13 protein-coding genes are annotated in these 15,309 nt (G+C 60.8%); 8 read left to right on the top strand and 5 right to left on the bottom strand.

All coding sequences use genetic code 11. From position 1 onward, the window contains the following. Window positions 1-2: 2 nt before the first annotated feature. On the top strand, window positions 3-1,454 hold the full coding sequence (locus ACR2TX_RS02450) for a diaminobutyrate--2-oxoglutarate transaminase (RefSeq protein WP_077728414.1): 1,452 nt from the start codon (window positions 3-5) through the stop codon (window positions 1,452-1,454). 85 nt (window positions 1,455-1,539) lie between these two features. Here ACR2TX_RS02450 and vapC read toward each other — a convergent pair whose 3' ends face one another. Together vapC and ACR2TX_RS02440 are read right to left on the bottom strand one after the other, a co-directional pair. Then, window positions 1,540-1,935, bottom strand: coding sequence for a type II toxin-antitoxin system VapC family toxin (vapC, locus tag ACR2TX_RS02445; RefSeq protein ID WP_077728413.1), 396 nt, complete (start codon window positions 1,933-1,935; stop codon window positions 1,540-1,542). Continuing rightward, the gene (locus ACR2TX_RS02440) at window positions 1,935-2,144 is read right to left on the bottom strand and encodes a type II toxin-antitoxin system VapB family antitoxin (protein ID WP_156880216.1); all 210 of its coding nucleotides are present in this window, start codon (window positions 2,142-2,144) and stop codon (window positions 1,935-1,937) included. The genes vapC and ACR2TX_RS02440 overlap by 1 nt, the downstream gene beginning before the upstream one ends. 245 nt (window positions 2,145-2,389) lie before the next feature. Here ACR2TX_RS02440 and ACR2TX_RS02435 point away from each other — a divergent pair, with 245 nt between their 5' ends. The 4 genes from ACR2TX_RS02435 (at window position 2,390) to dhaK (ending at window position 8,730) form a co-directional block, all read left to right on the top strand. Continuing rightward, entirely contained in the window at window positions 2,390-2,737 is a 348-nt protein-coding gene (locus ACR2TX_RS02435; RefSeq protein WP_434131090.1) for a hypothetical protein, read from the top strand. A 283-nt stretch (window positions 2,738-3,020) separates the two neighbouring features. Next, complete coding sequence (locus tag ACR2TX_RS02430) at window positions 3,021-4,199, top strand: efflux RND transporter periplasmic adaptor subunit (protein ID WP_434131088.1); 1,179 nt, start codon at window positions 3,021-3,023, stop codon at window positions 4,197-4,199. Continuing rightward, a complete protein-coding gene (locus ACR2TX_RS02425) occupies window positions 4,180-7,554 on the top strand; it encodes an efflux RND transporter permease subunit (protein WP_434131085.1) in 3,375 nt (1,124 codons plus the stop codon). Before ACR2TX_RS02430 ends, ACR2TX_RS02425 begins: the two co-directional genes overlap by 20 nt. A 186-nt stretch (window positions 7,555-7,740) precedes the next feature. Continuing rightward, window positions 7,741-8,730: a dihydroxyacetone kinase subunit DhaK gene (dhaK, locus tag ACR2TX_RS02420; RefSeq protein ID WP_434131082.1), complete on the top strand. Its 990-nt coding sequence runs from the start codon at window positions 7,741-7,743 to the stop codon at window positions 8,728-8,730. Between the two features lie 500 nt (window positions 8,731-9,230). Here the strand turns inward: dhaK and dhaL are convergent, their stop codons facing one another. Further along, complete coding sequence (gene dhaL / locus ACR2TX_RS02415) at window positions 9,231-9,869, bottom strand: dihydroxyacetone kinase subunit DhaL (protein WP_086135189.1); 639 nt, start codon at window positions 9,867-9,869, stop codon at window positions 9,231-9,233. A gap of 119 nt (window positions 9,870-9,988) precedes the next feature. Between dhaL and ACR2TX_RS02410 the strand changes: the two genes are divergently transcribed. Next, entirely contained in the window at window positions 9,989-10,780 is a 792-nt protein-coding gene (locus tag ACR2TX_RS02410; RefSeq protein ID WP_077728404.1) for an HAD-IIA family hydrolase, read from the top strand. Between the two features lie 149 nt (window positions 10,781-10,929). After that, window positions 10,930-11,568: a transaldolase family protein gene (locus ACR2TX_RS02405; protein ID WP_434131080.1), complete on the top strand. Its 639-nt coding sequence runs from the start codon at window positions 10,930-10,932 to the stop codon at window positions 11,566-11,568. 24 nt (window positions 11,569-11,592) lie between these two features. Here the strand turns inward: ACR2TX_RS02405 and ACR2TX_RS02400 are convergent, their stop codons facing one another. Together ACR2TX_RS02400 and uvrB are read right to left on the bottom strand one after the other, a co-directional pair. Beyond that, on the bottom strand, window positions 11,593-11,781 hold the full coding sequence (locus ACR2TX_RS02400; protein ID WP_434131078.1) for a hypothetical protein: 189 nt from the start codon (window positions 11,779-11,781) through the stop codon (window positions 11,593-11,595). A gap of 116 nt (window positions 11,782-11,897) precedes the next feature. Further along, window positions 11,898-13,952 carry an excinuclease ABC subunit UvrB gene (gene uvrB / locus ACR2TX_RS02395; protein ID WP_086135230.1) on the bottom strand — a complete coding sequence of 685 codons (2,055 nt, stop codon included), beginning with the start codon at window positions 13,950-13,952 and terminating at the stop codon, window positions 11,898-11,900. A 50-nt stretch (window positions 13,953-14,002) separates the two neighbouring features. Here uvrB and ACR2TX_RS02390 point away from each other — a divergent pair, with 50 nt between their 5' ends. After that, on the top strand, window positions 14,003-15,187 hold the full coding sequence (locus tag ACR2TX_RS02390) for a pyridoxal phosphate-dependent aminotransferase (RefSeq protein WP_077728401.1): 1,185 nt from the start codon (window positions 14,003-14,005) through the stop codon (window positions 15,185-15,187). The last annotated feature ends 122 nt before the right edge of the window (window positions 15,188-15,309 follow it).

Below are 15,309 nucleotides of genomic sequence, written 5' to 3'. Positions count from 1 at the left end.
TCATGACGCACATTGTTGCGGAGCCGAAAATTGACCTTCCCTCGCAGGAACCCTTAGCCGGGGCCGACGGATTATCGTTGGCCTCATCGAATCGAACGAGGCGGAACGATATTTCGGGCAACGCGTATTATCTGGATCGGCAGACGGCGTTCGAATCCAACGCCCGGACCTATCCGCGCAAGCTGCCCATCGCCATTCGCCGGGCCGAAGGCATTCATGTCGAGGATACCGACGGACGGCGCTATATCGATTGCCTGGCTGGGGCGGGGGCCTTGACGCTCGGGCACTATCATCCGGTGGTGGTGGAAGCGGTGCAACGCGCGGTGGCCGATGGCGTGCCCTGGCAAACCCTGGATTTGACGACGCCGGTCAAGGACGCTTTTGTCGAGGAGCTTTTCTCTACGCTGCCGAACGAATTCGCCGGCCACGCCCGTATCCAGTTCTGCGGGCCGTCCGGGGCGGATGCCATCGAAGCGGCGCTCAAGCTGGTCAAGACCGCCACTCGTCGGCGTTCGGTCCTTGCTTTTCATGGGGCCTACCACGGCATGACCCACGGCGCGCTGGGCTTGACCGGCGAGACCGGGCCCAAGCTGGCGATCGGGGGACTCATGCCCGAGGTGCATTTCCTGCCTTATCCCTACGCCTATCGCTGCCCGTTCAATCTCGGCGGCGAGGCGACCTGGCGCGCATCCATCGCCTACATCGAGAGGCTGTTGGACGACACCAACAGCGGCATCGCGCCGCCCGCCGGCATGATCCTGGAAGCCGTGCAAGGGGAGGGCGGGGTGATTCCGGCGCCGGACGAGTGGCTTCGGGAAATACGGCGCATCACCCGCGAACGGGAGATTCCCTTGATCGTCGACGAAGTACAGACCGGCGTAGGTCGCACGGGAGCGATGTATGCCTTCGAGCATGCCGGCATCCTGCCGGATGTGTTGGTGCTTTCGAAAGCGGTGGGCGGCGGACTGCCGCTTAGCGTGGCGGTCTACCACGAAAGTCTGGACCGCTGGGAGCCCGGCGCCCATGCCGGCACGTTTCGAGGCAACCAATTGGCCATGGCGGCGGGCGCCGCGACTCTGCGATTCGTCAAGGAGCAGACGCTCGACCGCCATGCGGACGCGATGGGCGAGCGTTTAATGGCCCATCTGCGCCGTATCCAACGGGAGTCGCCTCATGTGGGCGACGTGCGGGGACGGGGCCTGATGATCGGCGCCGAGATCGTGGATGCGCGAGCCGAGCCCGATCGTCTCGGCGCTCGTCCGCCTTGCCGCGAACTGGCGCGCCGGATTCAAAAGGAATGTCTCAATCGCGGCTTGATTCTCGAATTGGGCGGGCGTCAGGGAAGCGTGGCCCGCTTCCTGCCGCCTCTGATCGTGACCGCGGGCGACATCGACCGGATCGCCGGAATCTTCGAGGAGGCTGTGAGGGGGGCTGGTAAGAGGCCGAAGACTTAAGGCAATAGGAGGAACGGAGCGGCTGCGATTGTCGACTCTATTAAGCCTCTGGCTTGGTCTCGTTCAGTATTTTGCGTCGCGTTTTTCAGATCGCGATCAAGCGCAAGGGAAAACATTGGCTGATAGCTTGGAAATCGCGATCTTTGCAGAGTAGTGGCAGGTTGTCGCGCAGGCAGAGTCGCGCGATCACACAATCGATCGTCGATCGAATGGTATAGCCCTTGGCGCGGCAAGCCCGGTAAATCCTTGCGGCCTCGATATAATCCGACTGCGCAGGCTCTTTGACGTAGTCGAACGCTTCCAACAAACCGGAAATTTTGACCGCTTCGGATTCGGTGCGCAGGCCGAGCAGGATTTCCGTCCATACTACACCCGGAAGCGCGATAGGTTCGGCATCGGCTAGCGCCTGCGACAGCCGATCCGCTTCCGCTGAGGCATGGCCGTTGAAATAGTCGATCCAAACCGAGGTATCGACGAGCATCAGTCTTCTTCGAGGTTCGGTCTGGCGCGTAACTGATCGAGGTCACCCTGCCACGGGATCTGACCGCGCAAGGCCAGCAGTTGCCGGCGTTTGAGCGTTTTGACGAACTCGGTCAGAGCGGCTTGGATAGCGGCTTTTTTGGTCGGGAAGCGGCCCAACTGCACTACCTGATCAAGCAGGTTTTCATCCAAATCGACATGCGTTCTCATGGGATTAAAATCCTATTTTCAATGCACATAATTTTGTCAGCACTATGTGCATAATTCAACGAACGGATTCCCGCGCTTCTGCGGCCCGCGTAAAGCGGAACACACGGACTCACTATTTGCCGTACCAATAAAAATGAGTGACCGGAGTACGGGTTTTGGGGCGGTCAAACGTCTTATATGAAATGGCTGCGGCAAATTGCCTTTGGCCGAGTCTTTGGTTTTGCAGTTCCCTTCAGGAGTAATCCGTGAAACGAAGCACACTGACTGCCGCCCTTGTCATGCTGATTGTTGCGCTGGAGATCCATGCCGGTACTCTCGCCGACGGCAAATGGAGTCCGGCAAGTTGCGGAACGCGGCCGGCCGCGCCGGAGATCGATTCCCGCAGCGTCGACGCCTACAACCGCAGTCTCAAGGCGGCGAGAGACTGGCAGCAAAAGGCGCAAGCCTACAACGACTGCATCGTCAAGGAAGCCAACGCAGACAACTCGGTCATCGCCGAGACGGCAAACGCTGAACAGGCACGCTTCCGCGCCGAGGTCGAACAGATCGGTGCCGTGGCGACGGTCGCCAAGGCCAAGCTGGATAGCCGATGACACGGATGGCTGAAACGCCACCCGGCTTTTTGGGTGCCGATACACGCCGGACCGGTCTTGCGATGGCCGGTTTTTTTGATTGTCATGCGCCTTCTTCGGCTGGGCTTTGGCCCACGCACCAAACGGGGCAGGTGAACTGCCGGTGAGTCTTGGAGAGCCATGAGGCTGGAGACTTTGGACGTTGGACTTGAGGCCGAACCGCGAGCGTGCGCCGCGTGCTCGCCCGAGCAGCGAGATAGGCGTCGAAGCTTGGGGCTTTCCCTCCGGCGTAGTTAACGTCTAGATGAAGATCCTCCTCCCCATTCTCGTGTTGCTGACCGGCGCGGTCGGCGCTTACGCCATCGTATCCCACCGGCCGGCGCTGGAAACCCAGCCCGCCAAAGCGGAACCGCCGCTGGTCTCGGTCGTTCGTGCCGAGCCGCAGACCGTTCGGTTGAACGTGCGTTCACAAGGTGTCGTCGTGCCCCGCAACGAAATCGACTGGGTGGCGGAGGTGGCGGGCAAGGTGATCCGATTGAATCCCGATTTCGTCGCCGGCGGGTTCTTCGAGATGGGCGAGGAACTCGTGGGACTCGATCCCCGCGACTACGATCAGGCCGTCCTCGCCGCCGAAGCCCAGCTTGCGGAGGCTAAGCGTCGGCTCGCCCAGGAGGAAGCCGAAGCGGAACAGGCTCGAAGCGAATGGCAGGCTCTCGGCGAAGGACAGCCCTCGCCGCTCATCCTGCACGAGCCGCAACTGGCCGAAGCGCGGGCCAAGCTGAAAGCCGCCGAAGCCGATTTGGTCAAGGCTCGCGTGCAGCGGAGCCGGTGTGAACTGCACGCGCCGTTCGCAGGTCGGGTATTGGCCAAGTACGTGGGACTCGGCCAATACGTGCAGCCCGGCGAAAAACTGGCGCGGGTCTATGCCACCGATGTGGCCGAGGTGCGCTTGCCGGTTTCGACCGATCAACTGGCATACCTCGATCTGGACCTGGGCCGGCGCAACGGCCATCGCGACGAAGGCCCCAGGGTTATTTTGACGGCGGATCTCGGGAACGTCGAACAGCGCTGGGAGGGGCGCATCGTGCGCAGCGAGGCGCAAGTCGACGACGCGACCGGCCTCTTGCATCTCGTGGCGGAAGTTCGGGAGCCGTATGCGCAAAAACATCCCCAACCCTTGCTGACCGGTTTGTTCGTCAAGGCCGAGATCGATGGCAGGGAACAGTCCGGGGTTTTCGTGCTGCCGCCCGGCGCCGTCAACGCGGCTCAGGAAGCGCTGGTAGTGGATACCGAGCGGCACCTCCATATCCGCCGCCTCGCGGTGCTGCGCACCGAAGCCGATCGGGTCTTGGTCGGCGGCGGACTGGCTGCCGGGGAAAAGGTGGTCATCGGCGGCGTGCAAGTGCCTGTGGAGGGGATGCTCGTGAGACTTGAGGCTGGAGACTTGAGGCCGGAGGAAAGAAATGACCGTGCCTCCAATTGATAGCTCTCAAGCCTACAGCCTCAAGTCTCAAACCTTTTCCTCTGGTCTCGTCGGTTGGTTCGCTTCCAACCCGGTCGCCGCCAATCTCTTGATGCTGCTGATCCTGTTCGGCGGAATCGGCAGCCTGATCGTCATGGACAAGGAGGTGTTTCCACGCTTTCTCCCCCCGCAAATCGAAATCAAGGCGATCTATCCCGGTGCCGGGCCCTTGGAGATCGAGGAATCGGTGTGCATCCGCATCGAAGAGGCGGTTTACGATCTGCCGGGCGTCAAGCGGCTCAAGTCGGAGATCAGCGAGGGCGAATGTAGGGTGAATGTGGTGGTTCTGCCGGGTCACGACAAAGACCGGGTGATGAACGCCGTGCGCGGGCGGGTCCAGTCCATTCAGCGACTGCCGAAGACTCTCGAAAAGATCGAGGTGCAGCCGGCTTACCGGGAGGGCGACGACGGCGTCATCTGGGTGGCGCTGCACGGTCCCACCGATCCGCTCATCCTCAAGCGGCTCGGCGAACGTATCCAGGGCGATCTGGCGCGGTTACCCGGCGTCACCCGCGCCCTCAATTACTACGACGTGCCTTACGAAATCGCCATCGAGGTTTCTTCGGAACGGCTGCGGCAACACCGGTTGTCCCTGCGCGATGTTGCCGACGCGGTCCGACGGACTTCGGTGGACCTGCCCGGCGGCATGGTGAAGAGCCCGGCCGGTGAACTGTTGCTGCGGGTCAAGGGCAAAGCCCGAGAGGGAGCTTCGATCGGGGATCTGGTGCTCAAAACCCATCCGGACGGCAGCCGGGTGCTGCTCCGCGACGTAGCCACCGTCACTGACGGCCTGGAAGAACGCCTCTCGGCATGGCGCCACAACGGCGAGACGGCTCAGGGCTGGGAAATCCACGCCGAGCATGACACGGTCGAGGTCGCCCGCCGGGTCAAGGCCTATGTGGAGGAGATGAGCGCCCGGCTGCCGGAACGGCTCTCGATGATTACCTGGTGGGACGATTCCCAAGCCTACGACGAGCGCATCCGGACTCTCATCGAGGACGGCCTCTGCGGTTTCGTTCTGGTGTGCGCCGTGCTGAGCCTATTTCTGCGATTCAAGGTGGCTTTGTGGGCCGGCGCGGGGATTCTCACCTCGGTGTTCGGCGCGCTCTGGCTGATGCCGATGCTGGGCATCTCGCTCAATATGCTGTCCCTGTTCGGTTTTCTGCTCGCCATGGGTATTCTGGTGGACGACGCCATCATCGTCGGGGAGGCGGTGCATAAGGAACAGACTCTAGACTCTAGGCCAGAGTCCCTAGGCCATAGGCTGAAGGCTCAAGAAGAGGCGCTAGGCTCTAGACCTCAGACGCTGGAAAATCAAGACCTAGAGTCTAGAGCCTATAGCCTCGCCTGTGCCATTCGCGGCGCGGAAAGCGTCGCCCAGCCGGTGATTCTGGCGGTGTTGACCACCCTGGTTGCCTTCCTGCCCGGCCTGTTCCTGCCCGGCTGGGCGGGGGAGATGATGCGGCCGATCTGCCTGGTGATGATTCTCACGCTGGTATTTTCTTTAATCGAGGCGCTATTGATCTTGCCTGCGCATTTGGCCGCTCCCTCAAGACCCGGCCCATATGTCTCTCGCTTGGAGAGATTTCGTATCAGGCTCAACCGCGGTTTGGAGGATTTCGTCCGGCGGATTTACGGCCCCTTTCTGGAAAAAGCCTTGGCATGGCGCTATCTCACCGTTGCCGCTTTCGCCGTATTGCTGATGCTGGGCGCCGCGCTGGTGGCCGGCGGCCATATCCGGTTGTCGCTGCAGGCGGATGTCACCAAGGACAGTTTCTGGGTCAATCTGAAGTTACCGCAGGATGCGCCCTATAGTGAAACCCTCCGGGCGGCGGAAAAAGTGGAGCGGGCTTTGCTGGAGTTGCGGGATGAACTGGATCAGGCTGGAGGAAAAGGCAGAGAGAAAACAGCAGCACTATCTTCCTCAAGTCTCCAGCCTCAGGTCTCAAGCCTGGAGCCAGCCTCGGTAATCGTCGGTCTGGAGACGCTGGTGTGGGAGCACGGCGCCGGATTCTGGACCGAGCTTTCGCCGGAAGGACGGCAACGCATCGTGGTCGAGGATTTCATCCGGGAATGGCGCCGGCGCATCGGCGACATCGGGCGCGCGAAAATCGATTTTCTCTACAAGGAAGGCGATGTTCCCTACGATATCGAGCTCGACCTCGGGGCGCCCGATCCGTCGCTGCTGACCGCGGCGGCCGAACAGCTCAAGCGCAAACTGGCCGCATATCCCGGCGTGTACGACGTGGTGGACTCCGCCGAACCCGGCAAACCCGAGATCCGCCTTCGCCTGAAGCCCGAAGCGGAACGCTTGGGGCTGCGGCTGGAAGACGTCGCCGAGCAGACGCGGCACGGCTACTACGGCGACGAAGTTCATCGGCTGCAACGAGGGCGCAGCGAAGTCAAAGTCATGGTGCGCCTGCCCCGGAGCGAGCGGCAGTCCTTGGACGATCTGCATAATCTGCCGATCCGCCTGCCCAACGGAGCACAAGCGCCGCTTCGGACCCTCGCCGAGATTGACCTCGTGCCCGGCTACGCCAAGCTGGCCCGGCAGGATCGGCAGCGTGTGCTGAAAGTGCAAGCGCGGGTCGATCCCAAGTCGGCGGACCTCAATGCGATCTATGCCGATCTGGAAGCAGCGGAAATTCCCCGTTTGAAACAGCAGTTCCCGGGGCTGGACGTAGGCTTGGGCGAGGAGCGAATCGAGCAGGAGGCGTCCGTTCATGCTCTCGCTTTCTATACCCTGATCGCCCTGGTGGTGATCTACGCCCTGATCGCCGTGCCGTTCCGCTCCTATGTCATTCCGCTGATTTTTCTGCTGGCCGCGCCCGTCGCCTGGTGCGGCGCGGTTTTCGCCCACTGGCTGGCGGGTCTGCCTTTATCCATGGAATCCCTGGTGGGCATGATCGCCGCCAGCGGCGTGGTGGTGAACGACAGTTTGGTCTTGCTTGACTACATCAAGGAACATGAGGCTACAGGCCCTAGGCTCGAGGCTTTAGAAGAGGACAGCGAGCAAGATTCGCCAATCGCTGCTTCCTGTAGCCTAGAGCCCAAAGCCCATAGCCTGGTCTTAGAAGCCTGCACCGTCCGCTTCCGCCCGATTCTGCTGGCGTTTCTCACGACCTTCGCCGGTTTTTTGCCGACCCTGTTGGAGACCAGCCAGCAAGCCCAATTTCTGGTCCCGATGACCTTGTCGCTGGCCGCCGGGCTGTTGTTCGGCATGGGGGCCAGCCTGATACTCACGCCGGTCTGTTACGCCATTTTGGGGCAGTCGCGGCAGGTTGCGGCCTCTAGCGCGGTTCCTACCGGGGTATAGCTGTGTCGGCAAAGGATTGCCGACCTACGAAAGGGCGTCGCTAAGTAGGTCGGCAATCCTTTGCCGACATGCACCCGTTCGGACAAAGCTTGACCCGAAGAGGGCCCGATGGTTTGCTTTCAGGCACGCTATCCAGGCCCGCGGGCCGCTTCAGTTAACGAGTTATCGAACGTCTTAAGGAATCCCATGAAGAAATTCATCAACACTGTCGAGAGTTTGCTGGATGAAAGCGGGCGCGGCTTTGCGCTGGCGCATGCCGATATCGTTCGCTTCAATCCGGAACCCCGCTATATGGTCCGCATCGCGCCGCGCGTACCGGGCAAGGTGGCGCTGATTTCGGGCGGCGGTTCCGGGCACGAGCCCTTGCACACCGGTTTCGTCGGTTTAGGCATGCTGGACGCGGCCTGTCCGGGACAGGTATTCACCTCGCCCACGCCCGATCAGATGCTCGCCGCCGCGGAGGCCACGGAAAACGGCGGCGGCGTATTGTTCATCGTCAAGAATTACGCCGGCGATGTGATGAATTTCGAGATCGCGGCGGAAATGCTCGACTGCCCCCACGAGACCGTACTGGTGCACGACGATGTCTCCATCCCCGAGCACCAGGGCATGGGCCGGCGCGGAGTGGCGGGCACGACTATCGTCGAAAAGATCGTGGGCGCGGCGGCGGAAACGGGCATGGATCTCGCCAGGTGCAAGGCGCTGGGAGAGCGGGTCGTGCGGGCGACGGCATCCATGGGCGTGGCGCTGACCAGTTGTACCGTTCCGGCCCTGGGCAAGCCCACCTTCGAGATCGCCGACAATGAAATGGAAATGGGCGTGGGCATACACGGGGAGAAGGGCAGGGAGCGCATGGCTCTGGCCAGCGCTTCGGAAATCGTCGAGCACCTGACGCAAGCCATCGACGGCGAGCTGAAACCTGCCAAAGGCCAGCCGGCCCTGCTGCACGTCAACGGCTTCGGCGCGACGCCGCTGATGGAGCTTTATCTGGTCTACGATCTGGCTCGCCAGTTCTGGGATCAGCGCGGAGTGAGCATCGTCCGTTCGCTGGTCGGCAATTTCACCACGTCGCTGGACATGGCGGGCTGCTCCGTCACGCTGACTCTGCTGGACGAAGAGATGATCAGGTTGTGGGATGCGCCGGTACATACGGCGGCGTTGAGGTGGGGATGTTGAGAACGTTTTACTCCAAATCGCTTTCAATAAGGCATTCATTTTGTAGGAGGGGTAGAGCGAAGCGAAACCCATCGATGGTGGGGTAGGCCGCGAGGCCGTAACCCACCGAGCGGCCTCGAATCGGTGGGTTACGCTTCGCTAACCCACCCTACGATGAGTGTTCACTCGAATGCCGAATGGAATTAGGTCCTAATTGTGAAAAACGGCATCAAAATTACTGTATTGAGTTGGGATGCAAACCGATCATGGACAGATTGGGATGGTAAAGCACGCTACCAATTGGTGCCCCGGCTTGTGGAGTTTGGGCAGCAACCACGACTTGAAGCGAAGCGTCTGGCTCGCCGCATAATGGCCAGAGAGCTTGTATCTTTAACTCTTCCTTCTGACAAGGGCGTTGAGGGAATCCGGCACGTGCTCGAATCCCTGGGGGCAGAGGTAGAAATCAAGTGGCTATAAGCTGTAAGAAGGTTCCCGGGATACCTAACAAGCCGCGGAGGGGTCTACTGTGAGCTCTTCGCCAGCACGTCCCCGATCGCCCCGATGATCAACTGACTGGTCCTCGCCCCTGCATCGATATGGCCGCGGGCGCGTTCGCCGAGGAACGAGGCTCGTCCCTTGGTGGCGATCATGTCGCGGGTCGATTCGCAGCCTGCCCCGGCTACGCGGTTGACCGTTTCCAAAGCTTGCGGCAATTCCCAAGACTCTCGCGCTGCCTGTCGCAAAGCGTTCGCCACTGGTATCAAGACGTCGAGCATGGTTTTTTCGCCCAAATCGGCCTTGCCCCGCTGTTTGACCGATTCGACGCCCTGGCTGAAGGCTTCGGCCAGATTGGGTAGGTTCATGTCCTTGTCCCGCATGGCCTTGCTCATGGACAGAAAGAACGTGCCGTAGAGCGAACCGGAAGCCCCGCCCACGCTGCTCATGAGGCTCATGCCGATTTTCTGGAAGGCGGCGGACCAATCCATTCGCCCGAGCTCTTCCGCCAACGCGTCCAATGCGGCCAGGCCCCGCTGCAGGTTCGCGATATGATCGCCATCGCCGATCGCCTGGTCGAGTTCGGTGACTTCTTCGGCGTGTTCGCGGATGACGGCATCGGCAGCCTGGATGTAGGCCTTGATTTGAGTGGTGCTTGCTGACATGGGACTACTCTTCGGGGTTGTTTACGGTTTTTGAAAAGCGGCCAAGTATCGACGAGCCGGCCATCAAAGGGTAATTTAGGCGCGCTTCGATCGGCAATCCATAATCGAGAATCGATCTCATGACACTCAACGACATTCGCGCCCTGATCATCGATATGGACGGCGTGCTCTGGGAGGGCGATCGCCCGATGCCCGGACTGGTGGAGTTTTTCGAGACCCTGCGGGCCCGTGACATCCGTTTCGTATTGGCCACAAACAACGCCAGCAACACGCCGGAGCAGTACGTCGCCAAGCTCGCCCGCATGGGCGTTGGCGTCGACCGGGAGCAGGTGATCGGTTCCGGCCTCGCCGCCGCGCTGTATCTCAAGCAGCACGCGCCGGCCGGTGCCAAGGTGTTCCCCATCGGCGAGGACGGCGTGTGCCGGGCTTTGCTCGAAAACGGCTTCCGCCTGGCGGAACTCTACGAAAAGGATGCCGATTACGTGGTCTGCGGCCTGGACCGAACCCTGTCGTGGGACAAGCTGGCCACCGCCACCCTGAACCTTCGCGCCGGAGCGAAGTTTATCGGCACCAATCCCGACACTTCTCTTCCGACCGAGCATGGCATGACCCACGGCAACGGCGCGGTCTTGGCGGCCTTGCAAGCCGCCACGGGTATCGAACCCACCATCATCGGCAAGCCCGAGCCCATCATGTATCAACTGGCGATGGAGCGCTTGCAGGTGCCGCCCGAAGAAACCGTCGCCTTGGGCGATCGCCTGGACACCGACATCCTCGGTGCCGTGCGCGCAGGCATTCGGAGCATTTTGGTGCTTTCGGGCATTTCCACGCGGGCGCACTTGGCCGACCTCGATTATGCGCCGACCTGGGTGATGGAAGACATCCGCGAAGTCATCGGCGCGATTCAATAAAAAAACAATCAGCACAGGCCGATGGCTGTGGTAGGTCGGCAATCCTTTGCCGACGAACCCTACGTCGGGAAAGGACTCCCGACCTACAACGGCCCAGCCGTAGGAAGGCAATCCTTTGCCGATAGATTTAACCTTATGAGGAGAACACGATGTCCCTGTTTCTGGACTCAGCTTTCCCCGCCGACGCACGCCAGGCGATGGCGCTCGGCTTCGTCGCCGGAATCACCACTAATCCGACCTTGATGGCGAAAGTCGACCGCAAGCCGGAGGATGTGATCGCCGAATTGGCCGATATTTGTCCCGGTCCGGTTTTCTATCAACTGACCGCGCCGACGGTGTCCGAACGAGAGGCGGAAGCGCGGCGTTTCCTGGCCCTGAGGCCCAATGTGGCGCTGAAGATCGGGATGACCACCGAAAATCTGGCGCTGGCCGCGAAGTTCGCCAAAGAAGGCGTCAAGGTAGGCATGACCGCCAGCTACAGTTCCGCGCAGACATATCTCACCTGCGAGGCGGGCGTGGCGTATTCGATCGCCTATGTGAACCGCAGCACGCGTCTTCAAGGCGACGGCGCGGCGCTGGTTTCGGAGATGCGCGCGGTGGTCGATGCCTGCGGCACGCCGACCACGATTCTGGTCGCGAGCCTGAAATCCGCTAGCGAGGTGGTGCAGGCCGTGGTCGCGGGCGCTCATCACGTCACCATTCCTTTGCCCCTGTTGCTCGAAATGGGCGATCATCCCTTGTCCGATCAAGCCATCGAGGAATTCGGACGTGCGGTTCGCAATGCTTGAGGTCGCCGGTTTTCCGACATTCGATTACTCGGGGCGGCGGTCCTGGCCTTCCGGCGGAGCAGTCAGCGATTTCGCCAGCCGTTTGCAAGCCTTCAGTGCGACCTGGCGTAAAGCATAGGTCCTGGCGTAAGCGATCTTTCCGCTCGACCAGACCACGACACGGTATCCATCCAGAGTCCAATATAGCTCGATCGAGATGTCCGATTTGACCATGGAAATCAGCAACCAGAGTGCTGAGACGAAAGATAATGCCGGAAAGGATGATTTGGATCGAATAACCCGAAACGCGTTTCTTTCTTACTGTCTTTGAGCGGCTTTTGAGCGTACGCCTATGCCCCGGAAAACACTTCCGCCTGAATCCGCCGAATTTCGTCGCGCAATCGTGCCGCTTCCTCGAATTCGAGTTCGCGGGCGTGGGTGTACATCTTTTCTTCGAGCTGCTTGATCAGCTTGGCGGCTTCCGCCGGTTTTACCGCGTGGTAGTCGGCGCCTTTCTCGGCCACTTTGGCCAGCTTCTTTTTCCCGGAACCCGTTTGTAAAGCGCCCGGTATCGGGACTTCCAGGATGTCCGTCACGCGCTTCGAGATACCGGTCGGGGTGAGGCCCGTTCGCTTGTTGTAGTCGATCTGCTTGGCACGGCGGCGTTCGGTTTCTTCGATCGCCCGCTGGATCGAGCCGGTGACCGTGTCCGCATAGAGGATTGCCTTCCCGCGAAGGTTGCGGGCGGCACGGCCGATGGTCTGAATGAGCGAAACGGTAGACCGCAGGAAACCTTCCTTGTCGGCGTCGAGGATGGCGACCAGCGAGACTTCGGGGATGTCCAGTCCTTCCCGCAGCAGATTGATGCCCACGAGCACGTCGAACCGACCGAGCCGGAGGTCGCGGATGATCTCGACGCGCTCCACGGTTTCGACGTCGGAATGGAGGTAACGCACGGCGATGTCGTGCTCGAACAGATATTCGGTCAAATCTTCCGCCATGCGCTTGGTCAGCGTCGTGACCAGCACCCGTTCGCTGCGGGCGATGCGCTCGCGAATTTCCGAAAGCAGGTCTTCCACCTGGCTCAGGGCAGGGCGTATTTCAACCTCGGGGTCCACCAGGCCGGTAGGTCGCACCACCTGCTCGATGACCGCTCCGGAATGCTTGAGTTCGTACGGTCCCGGCGTCGCCGAAATGTAGATGCGCTGCGGCGAACGGGCCTCGAACTCCTCGAACTTGAGCGGCCGGTTATCCAGGGCGGAGGGCAGGCGGAAACCGTACTCGACCAGCGTCTCCTTGCGCGAGCGGTCGCCCCGGTACATGGCGCCGAGCTGCGGAATGGTGACGTGGCTCTCGTCGATCACCAGCAAGGCATCGGCCGGCAGGTAATCGAACAGGGTGGGCGGGGGTTCGCCCGGCGCGCGGCCGGAGAGATAGCGCGAATAGTTCTCGATGCCCGAGCAATAGCCGACTTCCAGCATGATTTCGAGATCGAACAGCGTGCGCTGTTCCAGCCTCTGGGCTTCGACCAGCTTGTTCAAAGACCGCAGATCCTCCAGCCGTACCTTGAGATCGGCCTTGATCTGGTCCACGGCTTCCATGATTTTTTCCCGCGGCGTGACGTAATGGGTCTTGGGATAGACCGTGTAGCGGGCGATGCGGGAGATGATCTCCCCAGTCAGGGGATCGAACAGCGATAGCCGTTCGATCTCGTCGTCGAACAACTCGATGCGCAGCGCCTCCCTTTCGGATTCCGCCGGAAACACGTCGATCACATCGCCCCGCACCCGGTAGGTGGCGCGGCGCAGCTCGGTTTCGTTGCGGGTGTATTGCAATTCGGCCAGGCGGCGCAGGATCGTCCGCTGATCGATCATGTCCCCGCGCACCAGATGCAGCACCATGCTGAAATAGGAGGCCGGCTCGCCCAAGCCGTAGATTGAGGACACGGTCGCCACGATGATCGTGTCGCGCCGCTCGATCAGCGCCTTGGTGGCCGACAGGCGCATCTGCTCGATATGCTCGTTGAGCGAGGCGTCCTTCTGGATATAGGTATCGGAAGCCGGGACGTACGCTTCTGGCTGATAGTAGTCGTAATAGGAAACGAAGTATTCCACGGAGTTTTCCGGGAAAAATTCCTTCATTTCCCCGTAAAGCTGGGCGGCCAGCGTCTTGTTCGGCGCCAGGATCAGCGTCGGGCGCTGCACGGCCTGAATGACATTGGCGACGGTGAAGGTTTTTCCGGAACCGGTGACGCCCAAGAGAGTCTGGTGTAACAAGCCGTCGCCGAGACCTTCGATCAGTTGCCGGATCGCTTCCGGTTGATCGCCGGACGGCTTGAATTGGCTATGAAGATCGAAACTTTTTCCCCTGGTGGGATTCAGGGGCAAGGTTTCATCGAGTATCATTTTTTGCGGCATAAAGCCTGACCTATTTGACCAATCTTTAACTCGACACAATGAACATTAAACTTTCCGACCGCGTACAGTCGATCAAACCCTCACCTACCTTGGCCGTGACCGCGAGAGCGGCCGCCATGCGCGCCGCCGGCAAAGACATCGTGGGCCTCGGAGCCGGCGAGCCGGATTTCGATACCCCCGAGCATATCAAACAGGCTGCCATCAAGGCCATTCAGGACGGTTTCACCAAATATACGGCGGTCGACGGTACGCCCGGCCTCAAGAAGGCGGTGGTCGCAAAGTTCAAGCGGGAAAACGGGTTCGACTACGACGTCAAGCAAGTGTTGGTATCCTGCGGCGGCAAGCAGAGCTTTTACAACCTGGCGCAAGCGCTGTTGAATCCGGGCGACGAAGTCATCATTCCGGCGCCGTACTGGGTGTCCTACCCGGACATGGTGCTTTTGGCAGGCGCCGTCCCCGTCATTATCGACGCGCCGCAGTCGCAGAAGTTCAAAATCACGCCCGCCCAACTCAAGGCGGCGCTGACGCCGAAAACCCGGTTGTTCGTGATCAACAGCCCGTCCAACCCGACCGGCATGGCGTACAGCGAAGCGGAGCTTAAAGCCCTCGGCGAGGTGTTGAAAGACTATCCGGACGTGGTTGTCGCCACCGACGACATGTACGAGCACATCGTCTGGAAGGCCGGCAGCTTCTGCAATATTCTCAATGTCTGCCCGGAGCTGTACGACCGCACCGTGGTCTTGAACGGCGTATCCAAAGCCTATTCCATGACCGGCTGGCGTATCGGCTATGCGGCGGGACCCGCGAAGCTGATCGAGGCGATGACCAATATCCAGTCGCAAAGCACATCCAACCCCACGTCCATCTCTCAGGTGGCCGCAGAAATCGCTTTGACCGGCGATCAGTCCTTTATCGGCGAGATGGTCAAGGCCTTCAAGGAACGGCACGATTACGTGGTGAGCGAGTTGAACAGCATTCCCGGCGTATCCTGTCTCGAAACCGACGGGACCTTCTATGTCCTTCCCAATGTGCAGGGCGTGATCGACCGCATGCCGGGAATTTCCGACGACTTGGGCCTATCGGAGCATCTCATCGAGCACGGCGGCGTCGCCGTGGTTCCGGGCTCCGCTTTCGGCGCTCCGGGTCATGTGCGCCTCTCCATCGCCACCAGCATGGCCAATCTTCAGAAGGCCATGGAGCGGCTGAAGAGCGGTTTGACTTAAATCTTGGCTTTCGTGCCTTGGCCGCGGCGAGGATGCTGTTTCCAAGGCGCTAAACGTTCATTTTCTTGAACTCGGCGGATAGGCGGCTTAGCCGACTATCCGGGGTTCACTGGCGGGCGATG

The sequence above is a fragment of the Methylocaldum sp. GT1BB genome, assembly GCF_051027545.1.
In the GTDB taxonomy this organism is placed as follows: Bacteria; Pseudomonadota; Gammaproteobacteria; order Methylococcales; family Methylococcaceae; genus Methylocaldum.
Note: the sequence above shows the minus strand (reverse complement) of the source record. Positions and strands in the feature narration are given on the sequence as shown.

What these genes read in the sequence shown, in the direction of transcription:
- vapC (WP_077728413.1), bottom strand. Translation starts at nt 1,935, where the DNA reads ATGCTCGTCGATACCTCGGTTTGGATCGACTATTTCAACGGCCATGCC.
- ACR2TX_RS02425 (WP_434131085.1), top strand. Translation starts at nt 4,180, where the DNA reads ATGACCGTGCCTCCAATTGATAGCTCTCAAGCCTACAGCCTCAAGTCT.
- ACR2TX_RS02405 (WP_434131080.1), top strand. Translation starts at nt 10,930, where the DNA reads ATGTCCCTGTTTCTGGACTCAGCTTTCCCCGCCGACGCACGCCAGGCG.
- uvrB (WP_086135230.1), bottom strand. Translation starts at nt 13,952, where the DNA reads ATGATACTCGATGAAACCTTGCCCCTGAATCCCACCAGGGGAAAAAGT.
- dhaK (WP_434131082.1), top strand. Translation starts at nt 7,741, where the DNA reads ATGAAGAAATTCATCAACACTGTCGAGAGTTTGCTGGATGAAAGCGGG.
- ACR2TX_RS02410 (WP_077728404.1), top strand. Translation starts at nt 9,989, where the DNA reads ATGACACTCAACGACATTCGCGCCCTGATCATCGATATGGACGGCGTG.
- ACR2TX_RS02430 (WP_434131088.1), top strand. Translation starts at nt 3,021, where the DNA reads ATGAAGATCCTCCTCCCCATTCTCGTGTTGCTGACCGGCGCGGTCGGC.
- ACR2TX_RS02390 (WP_077728401.1), top strand. Translation starts at nt 14,003, where the DNA reads ATGAACATTAAACTTTCCGACCGCGTACAGTCGATCAAACCCTCACCT.
- dhaL (WP_086135189.1), bottom strand. Translation starts at nt 9,869, where the DNA reads ATGTCAGCAAGCACCACTCAAATCAAGGCCTACATCCAGGCTGCCGAT.
- ACR2TX_RS02400 (WP_434131078.1), bottom strand. Translation starts at nt 11,781, where the DNA reads ATGGTCAAATCGGACATCTCGATCGAGCTATATTGGACTCTGGATGGA.
- ACR2TX_RS02450 (WP_077728414.1), top strand. Translation starts at nt 3, where the DNA reads ATGACGCACATTGTTGCGGAGCCGAAAATTGACCTTCCCTCGCAGGAA.
- ACR2TX_RS02440 (WP_156880216.1), bottom strand. Translation starts at nt 2,144, where the DNA reads ATGAGAACGCATGTCGATTTGGATGAAAACCTGCTTGATCAGGTAGTG.